General features: G+C 72.8%; 12 protein-coding genes. 8 read left to right on the forward strand and 4 right to left on the reverse strand.

Annotation, left to right across the window (positions count from 1 at the left end):
• The first annotated feature begins 2 nt into the window (after positions 1 to 2).
• From ACZ7CF_RS29440 to ACZ7CF_RS29455, 4 genes are all read left to right on the forward strand, one after another.
• Entirely contained in the window at positions 3 to 923 is a 921-nt protein-coding gene (locus tag ACZ7CF_RS29440) for an AurF N-oxygenase family protein (RefSeq protein ID WP_458431516.1), read from the forward strand.
• Positions 924 to 977: 54 nt separating this feature from the next.
• A complete protein-coding gene (gene pabB, locus ACZ7CF_RS29445; protein ID WP_470371078.1) occupies positions 978 to 3,074 on the forward strand; it encodes an aminodeoxychorismate synthase component I in 2,097 nt (698 codons plus the stop codon).
• A gap of 26 nt (positions 3,075 to 3,100) precedes the next feature.
• Positions 3,101 to 4,042, forward strand: a complete 942-nt coding sequence (gene ispH, locus ACZ7CF_RS29450; protein WP_360393239.1) for a 4-hydroxy-3-methylbut-2-enyl diphosphate reductase — start codon at positions 3,101 to 3,103, stop codon at positions 4,040 to 4,042.
• 233 nt (positions 4,043 to 4,275) lie between these two features.
• Complete coding sequence (locus ACZ7CF_RS29455; RefSeq protein ID WP_470371079.1) at positions 4,276 to 6,594, forward strand: beta-L-arabinofuranosidase domain-containing protein; 2,319 nt, start codon at positions 4,276 to 4,278, stop codon at positions 6,592 to 6,594.
• A gap of 180 nt (positions 6,595 to 6,774) precedes the next feature.
• On the opposite strand, the gene ACZ7CF_RS29460 is transcribed toward ACZ7CF_RS29455, so the two are convergent.
• Together ACZ7CF_RS29460 and ACZ7CF_RS29465 are read right to left on the reverse strand one after the other, a co-directional pair.
• Positions 6,775 to 7,971: a hypothetical protein gene (locus ACZ7CF_RS29460; RefSeq protein WP_470371080.1), complete on the reverse strand. Its 1,197-nt coding sequence runs from the start codon at positions 7,969 to 7,971 to the stop codon at positions 6,775 to 6,777.
• Between the two features lie 71 nt (positions 7,972 to 8,042).
• Positions 8,043 to 8,930 carry a LysR substrate-binding domain-containing protein gene (locus ACZ7CF_RS29465; RefSeq protein ID WP_458431511.1) on the reverse strand — a complete coding sequence of 296 codons (888 nt, stop codon included), beginning with the start codon at positions 8,928 to 8,930 and terminating at the stop codon, positions 8,043 to 8,045.
• Positions 8,931 to 9,008: 78 nt separating this feature from the next.
• On the opposite strand from ACZ7CF_RS29465, the gene ACZ7CF_RS29470 reads away from it, so the two are divergent.
• The 3 genes from ACZ7CF_RS29470 to ACZ7CF_RS29480 are packed head-to-tail and all read left to right on the forward strand — an operon-like array spanning position 9,009 to position 11,642.
• On the forward strand, positions 9,009 to 10,220 hold the full coding sequence (locus ACZ7CF_RS29470) for an acetyl-CoA C-acetyltransferase (protein ID WP_458431510.1): 1,212 nt from the start codon (positions 9,009 to 9,011) through the stop codon (positions 10,218 to 10,220).
• Positions 10,217 to 10,993 (forward strand): CoA transferase subunit A, encoded by a 777-nt coding sequence (locus ACZ7CF_RS29475; RefSeq protein ID WP_470371081.1) that lies wholly within the window; start codon positions 10,217 to 10,219, stop codon positions 10,991 to 10,993. The genes ACZ7CF_RS29470 and ACZ7CF_RS29475 overlap by 4 nt, the downstream gene beginning before the upstream one ends.
• Before the next feature lies 1 nt (position 10,994).
• A complete protein-coding gene (locus ACZ7CF_RS29480; protein ID WP_470371082.1) occupies positions 10,995 to 11,642 on the forward strand; it encodes a CoA transferase subunit B in 648 nt (215 codons plus the stop codon).
• Between the two features lie 21 nt (positions 11,643 to 11,663).
• On the opposite strand, the gene ACZ7CF_RS29485 is transcribed toward ACZ7CF_RS29480, so the two are convergent.
• Both ACZ7CF_RS29485 and ACZ7CF_RS29490 read right to left on the reverse strand, forming a co-directional pair.
• A complete protein-coding gene (locus tag ACZ7CF_RS29485) occupies positions 11,664 to 12,161 on the reverse strand; it encodes a glutathione peroxidase (RefSeq protein ID WP_360393191.1) in 498 nt (165 codons plus the stop codon).
• 88 nt (positions 12,162 to 12,249) lie between these two features.
• Positions 12,250 to 14,973 carry an AfsR/SARP family transcriptional regulator gene (locus ACZ7CF_RS29490; RefSeq protein WP_470371083.1) on the reverse strand — a complete coding sequence of 908 codons (2,724 nt, stop codon included), beginning with the start codon at positions 14,971 to 14,973 and terminating at the stop codon, positions 12,250 to 12,252.
• 129 nt (positions 14,974 to 15,102) lie between these two features.
• On the opposite strand from ACZ7CF_RS29490, the gene ACZ7CF_RS29495 reads away from it, so the two are divergent.
• On the forward strand, positions 15,103 to 18,561 hold the full coding sequence (locus ACZ7CF_RS29495) for a DEAD/DEAH box helicase (protein ID WP_470371084.1): 3,459 nt from the start codon (positions 15,103 to 15,105) through the stop codon (positions 18,559 to 18,561).
• Positions 18,562 to 18,563: the final 2 nt, after the last annotated feature.

An 18,563-nucleotide genomic window follows, 5' to 3' on the forward strand; every position in this document is an offset into this window, starting at 1 on the left:
CGATGTCCAGCACCCCGGTGCGCGAGGAGTACGAGCGCGACCTGCTGGTCCAGCTGAACCGCCGCTGGGCCGGGCGGGTGGCCGTCAAGAAGGACGAGCTCGACCTCGACGGGCACTTCGACCCGCGCCTGCCGGACTTCCCGGAGCACCTCGTGCCGGTGCTCGCCCTGCCCGGTGCCGAGCGGCTCGACCGCGACGCTCGCGAGCGCATCCTGTCCGCGGCCTGGATCGCCTACAACGCCAAGACCGCGGCCATCGAGGACGAGATCATCCTGCCCGCCTGCGGGCTGATGCTGCACGGGAACATCCCGGTACGCCGCGACGACGCCGCCGTCGAGGCGCTGCACCAGACGATGCTCGACGAGCACTACCACATCCTCATGTGCCACAACGCCGTCGGCGTCACGCGGCGGCGCAGGGACATGAGCGACGTGCGGTTCGCACCGGGCGGCTGGTCGGTGGTGCAGGGGCTCGCGGCGGCACGCACCGGGCTGTCCGGGTTCGACCGCGACATCGTCGACATCGCGTTCTCCCTGGCCGCGGAGACGACGATCAGCGGGTTCCTCTCGACGCTGTCCACGGCCCAGGACATCCAGCCGATGAACCGCATCACCACCGACCTGCACCGGCGTGACGAGAGCGGTCACGCCGTGGTGTTCCGCGAGCTGTGCGGATCGCTGTACCGGAGCCTGGACTCCGCGCAGCAGCGGATGTTCCGCGAGGCGCTCGTCAGCGGCCTGACCGCGTTCCGCTCCGCCGACCTGGAGCCGTGGGTGGCCGTCGCGGCACAGGGCGGTTTCGAGATCGGCGCCGACCAGCTGCGCGAGTGGGCAGCGGCCCGGCCCGTGCCGAAGCGGGACAACGGACCGCTGCAGCTGCTGCTCGACGACCTGGGCATCGGCCACGACCTGCTCGGGACGTGACGCGACGACCCCGCCCCACCACCCCAGGCGCCCACCGAAGCTGGTGATGAACCCATGCGCGTTCTGCTCGTCGACAACTACGACTCCTACACCTACAACCTGTACCAGCTGCTGGCAGAGGTGTACGGCGTCGCGCCCGTGGTCGTGCGGAACGACGACGCCGGCTGGGAGCACCTCGACCTCGACGGCTTCGACGCCGCGGTCATCTCGCCGGGACCGGGGCACCCGGCGCTGTCCCGCGACTTCGGCCGGTCCCGCGACGTGCTGGAGCACGGCCGGCTGCCGGTGCTGGGCGTGTGCCTGGGTCACCAGGGCATGGGACTGCTGGCGGACGCGCGGATCACCCCCGCCCCGCAGCCGCGGCACGGGCACCTCACCACGGTCCGGCACGACGGCGAAGGCTTGTTCGCGGGCCTGCCGCAGGACTTCACCGCCGTGCGGTACCACTCGCTGAGCGTCGCCGAGCCGGTGCCCGCGCACCTGGAGATCACCGCGCGGGCCGAGGACGGCGTGGTGATGGGCCTGGCGCACCGCGACCGGCCGTGGTGGGGCGTGCAGTTCCACCCCGAGTCGATCTGCACCGAGCACGGCGCCCGGCTCGTGGCGAACTTCCGCGACCTGGCCCTGAGCGCACACCGGCGCACCAACGGGCACAGCCTCACCGGCGACGGCACCGGCACCGCACTGCCTGACGCACCGTCCACAGTGCACTCTCCAGATGCACCGCTGCGGGCGCACATCAGGATTCTGGACAAGGCCGTCGACACCGAGGCCGCGTTCCAGACCGCGTTCGGTGCGAGCCGGCGGGCGTTCTGGCTCGACAGCGCGCACGTCGAACCGGGACTGGCCCGCTTCTCGTTCCTGGGCACCGCCGACGCACCCGGTGCCGAGATGCTCACCTACCGGGTGGAGGACGGGCACGTCGTCGTGGACCCGGCCGGAGGCACCGCGCGGTTCGAGAGCGGCACGATCTTCGAGGCGCTCGACCGCCGCACCGGCCGCGTGGTCGCCGGCGCCGAGGGGCTGCCGTTCGACCTCACCGGCGGGTACGTCGGCTACTTCGGGTACGAGCTGAAGGCCGACTGCGGCGCGAACAGGGCCCACCGGTCCGACACCCCGGACGCCGTGTGGCTGCAGGCGGACCGGTTCATCGCCGTCGACCACGCGGAGAACCGCACCTACGTCGTCGCCGTGGGCGAGCAGCGGGACCTGGCAGCGGCCGAGGAGTGGACCGGCACGACCGTCCGCGCGCTGGCCGACCTACCCGCTCCGGCACCGGACCCCGTTGCCGCGCAAGCGGAACAGCACGACGTGTCGGGGTTTCTCGTCCGTTCGCAGGAGCGGTACCTCGCCGACATCGCCGAGTGCGACCGGCGGCTGCGCGAGGGCGTGAGCTACGAGATCTGCCTGACCGACAAGCTCCGCCTGCCCGCACCGGCCGACGACTTCGCCTACTACCGGCGGCTCCGGCGGCTCAACCCGGCGCCGTACGCGGCGTTCCTGCGGCTGGGCGACGTCACGGTGCTCAGCTCCTCGCCGGAGCGGTTCCTCAAGGTCGACGCCACCCGCACCGTCGAGACCAAGCCGATCAAGGGCACCGCGCCCCGCCACCCCGACCCGCGCACCGACGACGAGCGGCGGCGCTCGTTGCAGATGGACCCCAAGACCCGCGCGGAGAACCTGATGATCGTGGACCTGCTGCGCAACGACCTCGGGCGGATCTGCGAGGTCGGCAGCGTCACCGTGCCGTCGTTGATGGCCACCGAGTCCTACGCCACCGTGCATCAGCTGGTCTCCACGGTCACCGGCACGCTGCGGGCCGGCACGTCCGCGGTGGACGCCGTGCGGGCGTGCTTCCCCGGCGGGTCCATGACGGGAGCGCCGAAGCTGCGCACCATGGAGATCATCGACGAGCTGGAGACCGAGGCCCGCGGCGTCTACTCCGGCGCCATCGGTTTCCTGTCCCGCAACGGGACCGCCGACCTCAGCATCACCATCCGCACCGCCGTGAGCCACGGCGGCGAGCTGACCATCGGCGCGGGCGGCGCCATCGTGCTCGACTCCGACCCCGCCGCCGAGTACGACGAGATGCTGCTCAAGGCCCAGGCCACCCTGCGCGCACTGCCGAAGGCGAAGGTCCCCGACGCTTAGGCCCCACGACGATCGGAAGGCCCCTGATGACCGAACACCCGCCACGCTCGGTGCTGCTCGCCTCGCCCCGGTCGTTCTGCGCCGGGGTGGAACGCGCGATCGAGATCGTGGAACGACTGCTCGACCAGCGCGGTGGCCCGATCTACGTGCGCAAGCAGATCGTGCACAACGTCCACGTGGTGCGCGGTCTGGAGGCCCGCGGCGCCGTGTTCGTGGAGGAGCTGTCCGAGGTTCCTCCCGGTGCCACGGCGGTGTTCTCCGCGCACGGCGTCTCCCCCGCCGTGCGCGCGGAGGCCGTGGAACGGTCGCTCGACGTGGTCGACGCGACCTGCCCGCTCGTGGCCAAGGTGCACACCGAGGCCCGCCGGTTCGCCGAGCGCGGCGACACCATCGTGCTGATCGGCCACGCCGGGCACGAGGAGGTCGACGGCACGCTGGGCGAGGCGCCCGACCGGACGGTGCTCGTGGAGACCGTCGCCGACGTCGAGGCGCTGGAGATCACCGGACCGGTCTCCTACCTCACCCAGACCACGCTGGCGGTCGACGAGACCGCCGAGGTCGTGGCGGCGTTGCAGCGCAAGTTCCCGCAGCTGCGCGGACCCGGTTCCGACGACATCTGCTACGCCACCACGAACCGGCAGGTGGCGATCCGCGACGTCGCCGCACGATCCGACCTGGTGCTCGTCGTGGGCTCGAAGAACTCCTCCAACTCGGTGCGCATGGTCGAGCTGGCCGCCCGCACCGGCACCCCGGCGCACCTGGTCGACGACGCCTCGGAGATCGACCCGGCATGGCTGGAGGGCGTGACCGCGGTGGGGCTGTCGGCCGGCGCCTCGGCGCCACCGGAACTGGTGGACGAGGTCGTCGCCGCGTTGCGGGAGCTGGGCGTGGTCGACGTGTCGACGCACACCACCGCCGTCGAGACCATCTCGTTCACCATGCCGTCGGCGGTGCGCCGTGCCGACTGATCACACCGGTCACCGCAAGATCATGTTAGCGATAACATTTAGGTTGTCCGGAAGTGGTCATCGAATCGTCGAACGTGCTTGTAAAGCCGGGATGGCACCCTGGTCCAAAACCTCACCACGGACGTTAGCGCTCACATCGAACCGTTGACCGGTCGGTGAGGTCGTGGCTACATTCGGTCGCGGAGCCACGACGGTGCGACGTCGCACCACTCGCCGAGCAACCGGAGCGCGCCATGTCCTCATCGTTGAGTCGACGCAGGCTTTTCCAGGCAGCGGGCGTGGTCGCGGTCGCGACCACCGCACCCTCGTTGGTCTCCGCCGCGGCCCAAGCGGCCGCGGTGCCGCCGGTGCGCGGTGACGCGGGGGTGTCGGCCTACGCCTTCGACCTGTCCGAGGTCCGGCTGACGTCCGGGCGGTGGCAGGAGAACCAGAACCGGACGTTGTCGTACCTGCGGTTCGTCGACGTGGACCGGCTGCTCTACAACTTCCGCGCCAACCACCGGCTGTCGACGAACGGCGCCGCCGCGCTGGGTGGCTGGGAGGCGCCGAACTTCCCGTTCCGCACGCACAGCCAGGGCCACTTCCTCACGGCGTGGGCGCAGGCGTGGGCGATGCTGGGCGACACGACGTGCCGTGACAAGGCGAACTACATGGTCGCGGAACTGGCCAAGTGCCAGGCGAACAACGGTGCGGCCGGGTTCAACACCGGGTACCTGGCCGGTTTCCCGGAGTCGGACTTCGACGCGATGGAGTCCGGCTCGCCGAAAGCCGTGTCGTACTACTCGATGCACAAGACCCTCGCCGGGCTGCTCGACGCGTGGCGCTACCTCGGCAACAACCAGGCGCGCGACGTGCTGCTGCGCCTGGCGGGCTGGGTGGACTGGCGCACGTCCCGGTTGTCCTACAGCGTGATGCAGCGCGTGCTGGGCACCGAGTTCGGCGGCATGAACGCCGTGCTCGCCGACCTGTACCAGCAGACCGGCGACTCCCGCTGGCTCGCGACGGCCCAGCGGTTCGACCACGCCTCGGTCTTCGACCCGCTGGCGGCCAACCAGGACCGGCTGGCCGGCCTGCACGCCAACACGCAGGTGCCGAAGTGGATCGGCGCGGCCCGCGAGTACAAGGCGACCGGCACGACCCGGTACCGCGACATCGCCTCGAACGCCTGGAACATCACCGTCGGCGCGCACACGTACGTGATCGGCGGCAACAGCCAGGCCGAGCACTTCCGCTCCCCCAACGCGATCGCCGCGTACCTCAACACCGACGCGTGCGAGGCGTGCAACACCTACAACATGCTGAAGCTGACGCGGGAGCTGTGGCTGCTCGACCCGAACAGGGCCGCGTACTTCGACTACTACGAGCGCGCCCTGATCAACCACCTGATCGGCCAGCAGAACCCGGCCGACCCGCACGGCCACATCTGCTACTTCACCGGCCTCAACCCCGGTCACCGGCGCGGCAACACCGGGCCGGCGTGGGGCGGCGGCAACTGGAGCACGGACTACACCACGTTCTGGTGCTGCCAGGGCACCGGCCTGGAGAACAACACCAAGCTCGCCGACTCGATCTACTTCTACAGCGGCACCACGCTGACGGTGAACCTGTACGCGCCGTCGGTGCTGACGTGGTCGGCGCGCGGCATCACGGTCACCCAGGCCACGACCTACCCGGCGAGCGACACGACGACGTTCACCGTCACCGGCAACGTCAGCGGGTCGTGGACGATGCGGTTCCGCATCCCCGGCTGGACGTCGGGCGCGACCGTCAGCGTCAACGGTGCCGCGCAGGACGTGACCGCCACGCCCGGTTCCTACGCGTCGCTGACCCGGTCGTGGACCTCCGGTGACGTGGTGGTGCTGAAGCTGCCGATGCGCGTGATCGCGCAGGCGGCCAACGACAACTCGAACGTCGTCGCGCTCACCTACGGCCCGGCGGTGCTGGCGGGCAACTACGGCAACTCCAGCCTGTCGGGGTTGCCGTCGCTCAACGTGAGCTCCGTGACGCGCACCAGCTCGTCGGCGCTGGCGTTCACCGCGACGGCGAACGGCACGCAGGTCAACCTCGGGCCGTTCCACGACGCGCACGGCTTCAACTACACCGTCTACTGGAACGCCGGCGGCGGTGGTGGCACGACGAGCCACCGGCTGGTCAACGTCGCCACCGGCATGGTGCTCGGCGTGCAGAACATGTCCACTTCGGACGGTGGGCTGGCGGTGCAGTGGCACGACAGCGGTACCGCCGACCACAACTGGCAGATCGTCACCGACGGCGCCGACGTGCGGTTGCGCAACGTGCACAGCGGCAAGGTGCTGGGCGTGGAGAACATGTCCACCGCCGACAACGCCCGCGTCCTGCAGTGGTCGGACAACGGCACCGCCGACCACCGCTGGACGCTGCTGCCGCAGGGCGACGGCACCTACAAGGTCCGCAACGCCAACAGCGGCAAGCTGCTCGGCGTCCTCAACGGCTCCACCGCCGCCGGCGCCCAGATCGTGCAGGACCCGGACAACGGCAGCGCGGACAACCGCTGGCGCCTGGTCCAGAACTAACTCCCCTGCTTGCCCCGGGCATCTGCAAGTACCACCAACTCTTGATCAAACCGCCGCTGACCACACCCAACCTGTTCGCCGGTCACCGAAGCAGCCGGTGGTCGGAGGACGAGTTGGCAGTGGAGAAGTGCTCGATGACCTTGAGTCGGTGGTACTGGCAGATGCGGGTGGAGCAGGGGGTCAGAGCGGGCCGCCGGGGCGCCGCCCGGAGGTCAGCGCCTCGACCTGCTCGGCCGTGAACGGCGCGCCGAGCAGGTCGTCGCGCACCGCGTGGCAACGGAACATGTCGGCGATGTAGTGCATCCGGTCCGGCAGGTCGGCCCAGTCCCGCGCGGCCGTGTCACGCAGGCTGTCCGGTGTCGGGTCGACCTGCGCGAGCAACGCCAGCAGCTCCGGGTCGGCCGGCTCCGCCAGCAGCGGAGGGAACACGGCCGGCAGGTCGTCGCTCAGGTCGAGCACCTCACCACCGGGCAGCGCCAGCGTCATCAGGTGCCGGGTCACCGCACGCCGGACCACCGCACGCGCCTGGTCGGCCAGCTGCTCCGTGGCGATGCGCACGACGGTCCGGCGGCCGAGCACGAACAACACCGCCTTGCGCAGCCACCGCACCACCCGGTTGCCGGGCAGCAGCAGCTCGAACAGCCGCCGTTCGAGCTCGCGGGGGTCGACCACGGGCGCCTGCATCGCGGCGGCGATCTCCGGCTGCAACCGCGTCTGCTCGTGCAGGCCGACCTCGATGTTGGCCAGCAGCAGCAACTCCGCGCGCTGCTTGGGGTCGCCGGTGGTCATCGCCCGGTGGTACCGGCCGAAGGCCTGGCGCAGGTACCGCTGCCCCTCCGGCGGCTCACCGGACCGCAACGAGTCGCGGAACTCCCCGATCGGCTCGTCCGCACCGCCGCTGAACCCGGCCAGGAACCGGGCGAACTCCCGTGCGACCTCCTCGAAGACCTTGAGGTTGCCCCGCGCCGCCGCGGCACCGACGTCGTCGAGCCGCGCGGTCGTCAGCACGGCCTTCCGCACCACCCCGTGGGCGTGCTCCAGCACCTCCCGCGGCACACCCCGCCGCAGCCCGCGCACCACCAGGTCGACACCGGCGGCCACCTCGGGCGAGGCCTTGAGCAGCCGCTCGACCGTGCGCGCCAGGTCCTCCTGCCGGATCGACTGCCCCACCTGCTTCGACGCCCACACCGCGAAGGTGCACCAGTTCGCGCCCCCGCCGGTGCGCGCGGCCAGCGCCCGCGACAACCGGTGGTAGCAGTGGGTGATCTGCAGGTTGCGGACGACCGGGTCGGCGTGAGCGCAGATCCGCTCCACCTCACCGACCACCGGCGCGCTGTCGTCGCCGAGCACGTGCACGTCCACATCGGACCGGCTCATCAGACTGACCTCTCCTCCCAGGGACCACACCTCCAGGATCGTCCGCCGGGCGGAGAACGTGACGGTCGCGTTCAGGCCTGCCGGGTCAGCTCACCGAGCACCGCAAGCGCTCGCGCCAGCACCGGCGAGTCGTCGTCCACCCGTACGGCGGCGGCGAGGTCGATGCGGTGCTCCCCGGTCAACGGCCGGTAGACCGTGCCGGTGACGCCCAGCTCGGCCACCGGCTCCGGCACCACCGCCACCCCGAGACCGGACGCCACGAACGTGACCAGGGTCGAGGTCTCCGACACCTCGTGCCGCACCCGCGGCTCGAACCCGGCGGCACGGCACAGCCGCGCGACGATCCCGTGCATCACCGACCGGCCGCCGGAGGCGTGCACGACCAGGTCCTCGGTCTCCAGGTCCGCGATGCCCAACCGGCGGCGGCGGGCCAGGCGGTGACCCTCGGGCAGTGCGACGATCAGGCGGTCGCGGCGGACCGTGCTCAGCCGCACCGACGGGTGGTCGACCGGCGGGCGCAGCAGGGCGAGGTCGATCGTGCGGGCCAGCAGCGCCTCGACCTGGTCGGGGGCGAGCATCTCGCCGCGGAACGCGAAGTCCACGTCGGGCAGCTCCTCGCGCAGGGTGCGGGCGAGGGCGGGCAGCAGGCTGTAGGTGGCGGAGCCGACGCAGCCGACGACGAGCCGCCCCTCCAGCCCGGCGGCGACCCGGCGGGCCTCGGCACCGGCGTCGTCCACGGCGGCCAGCACGGCGCGGGCGCGGTCCAGGTAGACGGCGCCGGCACGGGTGAGCTCGACCTTGCGGGTGGTGCGGCGCAGCAGGGTCACGCCCAGCTCCGCCTCCAGCTGCTGGATCTGCTGCGACAGCGGCGGCTGGGCCATGTGCAGGCGTTCGGCGGCCCGGCCGAAGTGCCGTTCCTCGGCGACGGCGACGAAGTAGCGCAGATGGCGGAGTTCCACGCATTGATACTCACAGAGTCTCAGCCGACGTGAAATGAGTATTTCCAGATATGGACGTGACGATCTAGCGTCGAGGGCATGACCGACGTCGTGATCTGCGCGCCCCTCCGCACACCGGTCGGGAGGTTCGGCGGCGCTCTGGCACCGCTGAGCGCCACCGACCTGGCGGCCACCCTGCTGAAGGAACTGGTTCGCCGCACCGGGCTGGGCGAGGGCGACGTGGACGACGTCGTGCTCGGGCAGTGCTACCCGAACGGCGAGTCACCCGCGATCGGCCGGATCGCCGCGCTCGACGCCGGGCTGGGCGTCGGGGTGCCGGGTGTGCAGGTCGACCGGCGCTGCGGGTCGGGGCTGCAGGCCGTGCTGTACGCGGCGGGCCAGGTCGCGACCGGTGCCGCGCGGGTCGTCGTGGCCGGTGGTGCCGAGTCGATGTCGCAGGTCGAGCACTACGCGCTCGGGCTGCGCACCGGCGTCAAGAGCGGCGGCGTCGAACTGATGGACCGGCTGGTGCGGGCACGCGAGACGGCCGGTGGCCGGTTCCACCCGGTGGCCGGCGGCATGCTGGAGACCGCGGAGAACCTGCGCCGCGAGTACGGCATCTCCCGCGAGGAGCAGGACGAGCTGTCGGTGCGCTCGCAGCAGCGGTGGGGCGCGGCGCAGGAGGCGGGCCGGTTCGCCGACGAGCTGGTGCCGGTGACGGTCCCGCACCGCAAGGGTGACGTGGTCGTCGACCGCGACGAGCACCCGCGGCCGGACACCACGCTGGAGGACCTGGCGAAGCTGCGGCCGGTGCGGCTCAAGATCGACCCCGAGTCGACGGTCACGGCGGGCAACGCCAGCGGGCAGAACGACGGCGCCGCGCTGTGCGTCGTCACCACGCGCGCCGAGGCGGAGAAGCGCGGGCTGCGCCCCCTGCTCGCGCTCAGGTCGTGGGCCGTGGCGGGCGTCGGGCCCGAGGTCATGGGCATCGGTCCGGTGCCCGCCGCTGCCGCCGCGCTCGACCGCGCCGGGCTCACCCTCGACGACGTCGGCGTCATCGAGCTCAACGAGGCGTTCGCCGCCCAGGTCCTCGCCTGCCTGCGCGAGTGGAAGCTCGACCCGGCCGACGAACGGCTGAACCCCAACGGGTCCGGCATCTCCCTCGGCCACCCCGTCGGCGCCACCGGGGCGCGCGTCCTCGCCACCCTGGCGCACGAGATGCAGCGCAGGGACAGCCGCTACGGGCTGGAGACCATGTGCATCGGCGGCGGGCAGGGTCTCGCCGCCGTCTTCGAGGCGGTGCGGTCATGAGCCTGGACAAGGTGGTCGGCTCAGCCGCGGAGGCGGTCGCCGGCATCCGGTCAGGGGCCAGCGTCGCGGTCGGCGGGTTCGGGCTCGCCGGCATCCCGTGGTTCCTCATCGAGGCGTTGCTGGAGCAGGGCGCCGACGACCTCACGATCGTGTCCAACAACTGCGGTGTCGACGGTGCCGGTCTCGGGCTGCTGCTCGACCACCGCCGGATCAGCCGGGTGATCGCGTCCTACGTCGGGGAGAACAAGGAGTTCGCCCGGCAGTACCTCTCCGGCGAGCTGACCGTCGAGCTCACCCCGCAGGGCACGCTCGCGGAACGGCTGCGCGCGGGCGGTTCCGGCGTCGGCGCGTTCTACACCCCCACCGGGGTCGGCACGCTGGTGTCCGAGGGCGGCCTGCCGTGGCGCTACCACGCCGACGGCACCGTCGCGGTCGTCTCACCGCCCAAGGAGGTGCGGACGTTCCACGGCAGGGAGATGGTCCTGGAGGAGTCGATCGTCACCGACGCCGCGCTCGTGCGGGCCGCGGTCGCCGACCGCGCGGGCAACTGCGTGTTCCACGCCGCCGCCCGCAACTTCAACCCCGCGGCCGCGATGGCGGGCCGGTTCACCGTCGTCGAGGCCGAACGCGTGGTCGAGGTCGGCGAGATCGACCCCGACCACGTGCACCTGCCGGGCGTGTTCGTGCAGAGCGTCGTCGCTCTCACCCCGGAGCAGGCCGCTCGCAAGGACATCGAGAAGCGCACCACCCGCGCCCGCCCGGAGGCGAACTGACATGGCCTGGACCCGCGACGAGATGGCCGCCAGGGCCGCGCTCGAACTGCGCGACGGCGAGTACGTCAACCTCGGCATCGGCCTGCCCACGCTGATCCCCGACCACCTGCCGGCGGGCTCGGCCGTGACGCTGCACGCCGAGAACGGCATCCTCGGCGTCGGCCCGTTCCCCTACGACGACGAGGTCGACCCCGACCTGATCAACGCGGGCAAGCAGACCGTGAGCGTGCTGCCGGGCGCGTCGTTCTTCGACTCCCCCACCAGCTTCGCCATGATCCGCGGCGGCCACATCGACACCGCCGTGCTCGGCGGAATGCAGGTCTCCGCGCACGGCGACCTGGCCAACTGGATGGTGCCCGGCGCGATGGTGAAGGGCATGGGCGGCGCCATGGACCTCGTCAGCGGCGCCGGACGCGTCATCGTCCTCATGGAGCACACCACCCGCAAGGGCGAGCCGAAGCTGGTCGAGTCGTGCTCGCTGCCGCTGACCGGCCGCGGGGTCGTGTCCCGCGTGATCACCGATCTGGCCGTCCTGGACGTCGCCGACGGGGCGTTCCACCTCGTCGAGCTCGCTCCGGGCGTGCCGGTGGAGGAGGTCGTGGCGAAGACGGGTGCGCCGGTGGTGGAACGCGAGCCGGCCCGGCCGTGACCGCACCGCTTCCGCGGCGCGTCAGGACTCGCGCAGCTCCAGCGCCGCCTCGATGGCCGAGGTGACCGCCTCGGACTCGGGCTCGGTCGTCGGCCGGAACCGGGCCAGCACCTGCCCGTCAGCGGACAGCAGGAACTTCTCGAAGTTCCACTGGACGTCACCGGCGGTGCCGTCGGCGTCGGCGTGCTCGGTGAGCGCCGTGTAGACGGGGTGGCGGCCGGGTCCGTTGACGTCGACCTTCTCGTACATCGGGAACGAGACGCCGTAGGTGGCCGAGCAGAAGGTCGCGATCTCCTCCGACGAGCCGGGCTCCTGGCCGCCGAACTGGTTGCAGGGGAAGCCGACCACGCTGAACCCGCGGTCGGAGTACTTGCCCTGCAACCGTTCCAGGCCCGCGTACTGGGGCGTGAGGCCACACTTGGAGGCGACGTTCACGACGAGCAGCACCTTGCCGCGCAGGGGGCCCAGGTCGCCGGGTTCGCCGGACAGCGTGGAAACGGGGATGTCGTAGATGCTCACGGCACGAACCTATGTCACTGGTGCCTGACTCCACACGGCACTGGTCGATCTTGCTCCGCCGCACCGCCGTGACCTGCGGTGTCGGGGTTCACGGAAGAACGCGCGCCAGTTTCTCGCGCACCGCGTGCGCCTCCGGGAGGTCCAGCGCGTCGAACAACGCCTCGGCCCGCTGCCACGCCTCCACCGCCTCCGCGGCATGGCCGGTGGCGGTCAGCGCGTCGCCCAGCTGGTCGGCCGTGACGGCCTCGCTGTAGGAGTCGCCCAGCTCGCGGAACAACGCGCAGGCGCGCCGGTGGTGCTTGACGGCGGCGGCGTGGTCGCCGCGTTGCTGCTGCACGAACCCGAGGGTGCGCCGGGTGTGCGCCTCGCAGTCGCGGTCGTGCACCTCGTCCTGCAACCGCAACGCGGCGAGGCTGTGCTCGACCGCGAGGTCGAGGTCGCCCAGCAGTGCGTGGAACCACCCGGCCGCGCTGAGGCTGAACGACTCCCACGCGCGGTCGCCGGTGGCGCGGAACAGGGTCAGCGCCCGCCGGGCGTGCTCCAGTGCCGCGGCGGGCTCGGCGCCGCGGGCGTGGGCGACGCTGAGCGAGAAGTGCGCGATGCCCGCGCCGGTGTCGTTGCCGACGGCGCGGAACGACGTCAGCGCCTCGGTGAGCTCCTCGACGGCGCGCGGCTGGTCGCCCGCGACGCTGGTGCCGCGGCCGAGCAGCAGCGACACCTCGGCCAGTGCCGTGCGGTCGCCCAGCCGGTGTGCGGCGGCGAGGGCGGTGCGCTGCGTGGCGACCCGGTCGTCCCACTGGCCGATGCGGGTCAGGAAGGTCGACAGCACCCAGGCCAGCTGCCAGGCGTGCACGTCCCAGCCGGACCGCGCGGCCAGAGCGGTGGCGGCGAGCAGCACCGGGCGTTCGGCGGTGAACCACTCGACCGCGTCGTCGTAGGAGTCGATCGGCAACGGCGTCACGCCGTCGCACGGCGGGGCCAGGTCGATCGGCGGCCAGTGCGGCGAAAGGTGGCGCTCGGCCGCGAAACCCGTGTGCAGGTAGTGGTCGAGCACCCGGCTCAGCGCCTGCCGGGTCTCCTCCGGCGCGGCCTCGGCACGGGCGAAGGCGCGCAGCAGGTCGTGCGAGGCGAACCGGCCCGGCGCGGGCTCGTCCAGCACGTGCGCCCTGGTCAGCTCCGCGAGCAACGGCCGAACGACGCCGGGGTCGGCACCGGCGAGCGCGGCCGCGGCGGCCAGGTCGGCGTCCGGGCCGGGGTGGGCGCCGAGCAGGCGGAACAACCGGGCGGCAGCGGGCGAGAGTCGGTGGTAGGACCACGACAGCACGGCCCGCACGCTCGACGCCGGGTCCCCGGCGTCGAGCGCGTCGAGGCGGCTGCGTTCGTCGCGCAGCTCCGTCACCAGCACCCCCAACCCGAACGCGGGGTGCGCCAGCGCCCGTGCCGCGACGACGGACAGCGCGAGCGGCAGCCCGGCCGTGAGCCGGACGAGGTCGTGCACCGCGCCCGAGTCCGCGACCCGCGCCGCACCGAGCCGCTGGGTCAGCAGCGCGGCCGCCTCGTCGTCGGTGAGCACCGGCACCGTGACCGGCCGGGCCTGCTCGGCCACGACCAGTCCGGTCAGCCGGTTGCGGCTGGTCACCAGCACCAGGCAGGTGGTCCCGCCGGGCAGCAGCGGCCGGACCTGGTCCTCGTCGAGCGCGTTGTCGAGCACGACCAGCACCCGCCGTCCCGCGACCCGTTCCCGGAACAGCGCGCTGCGGGCGTCGAGGTCGTCGGGCATCCGCTCGGGCAGCACGCCCAGCGCGCCCAGGAACCCGCGCAGCACGACACCGGCCGCGGCGGGCGGCGCGGACGGGTCGAAGCCGCGCAGGTTCACGTGCAGCTGGCCGTCCGGGAACGCGTGCGCGTGGTCGTGCGCCCAGCGCAGGACCAGCGAGGTCTTCCCCACCCCGCCGGGCCCGCCGACGACGACCACCCCGCCGGCCACGCCGTCCAGCTCGGCGCGCTCCCCCTCCCGCCCGACGAACGCGGGCGGTGGCGCCGGCAGCTGGCGCGGCACCGCAGGCGGCGTGACCAGGGCGAGCGCGGCGTCGTCGGTGAGCATCTGCCGGTGCAGGCGCCGCAGCTCGGGGCACGGGTCGACGCCCAGCTCCTCGGCGAGCCGCACGCGCAGGTCCTCGTAGCACCGCAACGCCTCCGCCGCCCGCCCGTCCCGGTACAGAGCGAGCAGCAGCTGCCCGGTCAGCCGCTCGTCGTGCGGGCGCTCGGCGACCAGCGCCATCAGCTCGGGCACCAGCGCGCTGTGCCCGCCCCGCCGCAACGCGATGTCCGTGCCGAGCAACCGGGCGGCGAACCGCTCGTCCGCGAGCACGGCGCGCTGCGCGGCGAACCAGGGCGTGTCGGCGCCGTCGAACGCTTCGCCGCGCCACAGCCCGAGCGCCTCCGCGAGCAGCCCTGCCGCCGCGTCGTCGGGCAGGTCGCGGGCCTGCCGCACGAGTGCGCGGAACCGGTGCACGTCGACGTGGTCCGGTGCGACGTCGAGCAGGTAGCCACCCGGCCGCCGCACGATCACCACGCCCGGCACGCGCCGCAGCCGGGCGACGTAGGTGTAGAGCGTGGCCCGCGCCCGGTGCGGCAGGTCGTCGTGCCACACCGCGTCGACGACCTGGTCGACCGGCACGACCTCGCCCGCCCCGACCAGCAGCACCGCGAGCACCTTGCGCTGCATCGCGGGGCCCAGGTCGAGCGGCCCGTCGCAGGACCGCGCCTCGATGGTTCCCAGCACGGCGAACCGGGTCCTGACACCGTTCACGCCGCCACCTTACCGAGGTGGTCACGGACCGTTACGACCGGACACGCTGCGCTGCCGTCCGCCGCTCCCCGCCCCGGCGGGTCCGCTCGCTGTATCGTCGCGTTTTTCACCTCGTACAGGTACTGGTGCATGACTGACGCCGATGACCGCTCCGGCCGCGACACGTCCGTCGCCGGTGTTGCTCGCCGCCTCTGGGGCGTCGAGCCGGCACCCGCGATCCCGCGCTACGCGGAACCTGGCTGGCAGCCCTCGCCCCACCCGATCGACCGGCCGTGCCCGCGGTGCTCCGGCGAGCTGCACGGGCTGTACCGGGTGGCGGGCAACGTCGGCAAACCGCGGCTGCAGGCGGCGGTGGTATGTCCGGGGTGCCCGGCGTCGTTCAAGCTGAGCGACCTGCACCTGGCGCAGCGCGCGGTGCTCGGCGAGCTGCGGCCGGAGGCGGTGGCCCGGCGGCTCGCCGACGACGAGCGGTTGTCGAAGCTGGCCGTCGAGCAGTGGACCAGGCCCGCACCGCCGGAGCCTCGGGCGGCACCGGTCGTGGAACGCCCTCGGCCCACCGAAAAGCCCGCCGAAGAACCCGCCGGAAAACCCGCCGGGAAGCGCGCGGAACCGGCACCGCAGCCGCCCGCGCCACCCGAACCAGTGGCGACAGAGCCGATCTCCCCGGAGCCGATCGCCCCGGAGCCGATCGCCCCTCCCCCGCGGCGCACGTCGACCACGGTCATCGCGGCGAAGATCCGCCGCATCCTCGCCGACGCCGACGGCGCGGAGGAGCGCAGCCACCCGGTCGCGGTGCCGCTGGCCCCGGCCGAGGACGTCACCGAGCACCGGATGCTGTTCTGGTGCAAGACGGTCGACCCGGACCTGACCGTGCCGCGGCTGCCGGAGGGCACCGACGTCCGCGTCGTGTTCCCGGACGCGGACGGGTTTGCGGACCTGCGCGCCCGGCTGAGCGCCGCCAGGGTCCCGTTCCGCGCGGTGCCGCACTGGGTCGAGGAGGAGTGGGTCAGCTCGGTCGACGAGGACGCGCTGGGGCCGTTGCGGGTGACGCCGTCGCTGACCGGGATGGCGGGCATGGTCGCCGAACCGACGGCGCCGCTCACCGACGCCGGTGCACGGGCGGCGCGGGACGCGTTCGAGCTGCTGTGGGACCTGCACGAGCCGGTCGACCGCGCCACCGAACCACGACCGGTGCCCGCGGCTGACCTGGTGCCGCGCGACTGGCTGCGGTTCCTGCCCTACTCGACGCTGAACCCCGCGCAGGCGCAGGCCTGCCCGTCCGTTGTGGACGGTGACGGGCACGTGGTGGTCACGGCGCCGACCGGTGCGGGCAAGACGGTGGTCGGGATGCTCGCGGTGCTGCGCAGCATCCTCGAAGAGGGGCGCAAGGCGGCGTGGCTGGTGCCGCAGCGGACGCTGACCGACGAGCTGGACCGCGAGCTGGAGACGTGGCGCGGGCAGGGGCTGCGCGTCGAACGGCTGTCCGGCGAGTACACCGTCGACGTCGAACGGGTGCGCGCCGCCGACCTGTGGGTGGCGACCACGGAGAAGTTCGAGGCGATCTGCCGGGCGTCGTCGCTGCAGACGGCGCTCGCCGAGGTCGGCTGCATGGTCGTGGACGAGATCCACCTGCTCGGCAGCGCGGGCCGCGGTGCGTTGCTGGAGGCGTTGCTCGCACGGGTGCGCGGGGCCGAGTCGCCGGTGCGGATCGTCGGGTTGTCGGCGACCGTGGCCAACGCCCAGGAGGTCGCGGACTGGCTGGAGGGCGAGCTGGTCACCACGACCTGGCGGCCGTCGCGGCTCACCTGGCAGCTGCCGATGCTGCCCGCCACCTCCCGGCACGCCGAGGCGTCGCGGATGCGCGAGCAGGCGGTGGCGGAGCTCGTGCAGCGGCACACCGCCGACAAGGGCAGCGTGCTGGTGTTCTGCGGGTCGAAGCCGAAGGTCCGCTCGACCGCGCTGATGATCGCCGCCGAGCGCGGTGCGCCGGTGCACCTGGTGGGGCCCACCGACTTCGACAAGCTGGAGACGGTGTGCGCCGAGGTCGGGGTGCGGCTGCACTACGCCGACTGGGACGGCAAGCACGCGGCCGAGCAGGCGTTCCGGGCGCGCGAGGCCGACGTGCTGGTCGCCACGACCACGGTCGCCGCGGGCGTGAACCTGCCGGCCCGCGCCGTGGTCGTGCGCGACACGAAGATCGGCACCGACCCGATGGACACCGCCACGGTCATGCAGATGTTCGGCCGGGCCGGTCGCGTCGGCGCCGGCGAGACCGAGGGCTGGGCGTACCTCGTGACCGACGAGACCGAGCGCGCGGACTGGCAGCGGCGGCTCATGGCCGGGTACGCCGTCTACTCGCAGATCTACGACAGCCTGGCCGACCACGTGCTCGCCGAGGTGTTGCAGGGCCGCATCACCACGGTCGTCGAGGCCGAGGCGTGGTGGCGGCAGACGCTGGCCTTCGCCCAAGGCGACGAGGACGTCGAACCGGTGCACGACGCCGTGGCGTTCCTCGTCGAGAAGGACTACCTGGCGCAGCGCGGTACCACGCTGACGGTCACCGACCTCGGCCGGCTGACCGCGCAGCTGATGGTCTCCACCTACACCGGCGCCCGGCTGCGGCAGGTGCTCGGCCTGCTGCCGGCACCGGAGGACGCCGACACGGCGGAGGAAGCGCTGACGTGCGTGCTCGGCGTGACCGTCCCCGAGCTGGCCGACGCACCGGTCGCCGAGGCCAACCGCCCGGCCGTGGCCACCGCGATCCGGGCCCGCGGCCGCACCTCGCGGATCACCGACACCACCGCCGTGCAGGGCCTGGGTTCGTCGGCGAACGTCCAGCGCGGTGACCTGGCGTGGGCGGCGCTGCTGCTCGTGGCCCGCTCACCCGAGCTGTTCGCGGGCCGCGGTCGCCGGGCCGTCGCGGGCATCCCGCTGGGCTCCCTGCACCCGGTGCTGGAGCAGGCACCACGTTACCTCGCCTGGCTCGCGGCACAAGGACATCTGGGCACCGTGCACCCATGGGTGGCGATCGTGTCGGCGGACCTGGACCGGCGGGTGCGGTGGCGTTCCTGCACTCCCGGCCGCGGCGCGGGCCGCCTGCTGTGGATGTGCGAGCAGATGGCGACCCGCGCGCACGCCAAGGAACTCGTGCCGGGCATGTGGCGCTCGGCGGTCAGCCGCGGTGTGCGCGCACCGGACTGGGCCCCCGGCCGGCCACCGGCGCACTGCCAGCTCGACCAGGCGTCCTACACCGCGTTGCTGCGCGAGCGGACCACGTCGGCGGTGCTGACGGTGAGCGCGCAAGGCGTTGCGGTCACCGGGATCGCGGGCGCGGCGGCGGTCGCGTGGACCGGCCGCAAGCGCACCGCGGTGACGATCACCAGGGCCACCACGGAGATCGGCTACCCGGTCGTGGACGAGGGCGACCCCGACCTGGGCGCCGCGTCCGGTGCCGCGGTGTTCACCCGCCGCGGTGACCACCGGGCCACGGGCTGGCTGGCGGAGTACGACCGGATCAGCCCGACGGTCGAGTCCGACGACGAACCCGCACCCAAACCGGCCCGGCGCGGGCTCGGCCGGGTGCGCTGAAC

The sequence above is a fragment of the Lentzea sp. NPDC036955 genome, assembly GCF_055608005.1.

What these genes read in the sequence shown, in the direction of transcription:
- ispH (WP_360393239.1), top strand. Translation starts at nt 3,101, where the DNA reads ATGACCGAACACCCGCCACGCTCGGTGCTGCTCGCCTCGCCCCGGTCG.
- ACZ7CF_RS29440 (WP_458431516.1), top strand. Translation starts at nt 3, where the DNA reads ATGTCCAGCACCCCGGTGCGCGAGGAGTACGAGCGCGACCTGCTGGTC.
- ACZ7CF_RS29455 (WP_470371079.1), top strand. Translation starts at nt 4,276, where the DNA reads ATGTCCTCATCGTTGAGTCGACGCAGGCTTTTCCAGGCAGCGGGCGTG.
- ACZ7CF_RS29495 (WP_470371084.1), top strand. Translation starts at nt 15,103, where the DNA reads ATGACTGACGCCGATGACCGCTCCGGCCGCGACACGTCCGTCGCCGGT.
- pabB (WP_470371078.1), top strand. Translation starts at nt 978, where the DNA reads ATGCGCGTTCTGCTCGTCGACAACTACGACTCCTACACCTACAACCTG.
- ACZ7CF_RS29470 (WP_458431510.1), top strand. Translation starts at nt 9,009, where the DNA reads ATGACCGACGTCGTGATCTGCGCGCCCCTCCGCACACCGGTCGGGAGG.
- ACZ7CF_RS29480 (WP_470371082.1), top strand. Translation starts at nt 10,995, where the DNA reads ATGGCCTGGACCCGCGACGAGATGGCCGCCAGGGCCGCGCTCGAACTG.
- ACZ7CF_RS29475 (WP_470371081.1), top strand. Translation starts at nt 10,217, where the DNA reads ATGAGCCTGGACAAGGTGGTCGGCTCAGCCGCGGAGGCGGTCGCCGGC.
- ACZ7CF_RS29460 (WP_470371080.1), bottom strand. Translation starts at nt 7,971, where the DNA reads ATGAGCCGGTCCGATGTGGACGTGCACGTGCTCGGCGACGACAGCGCG.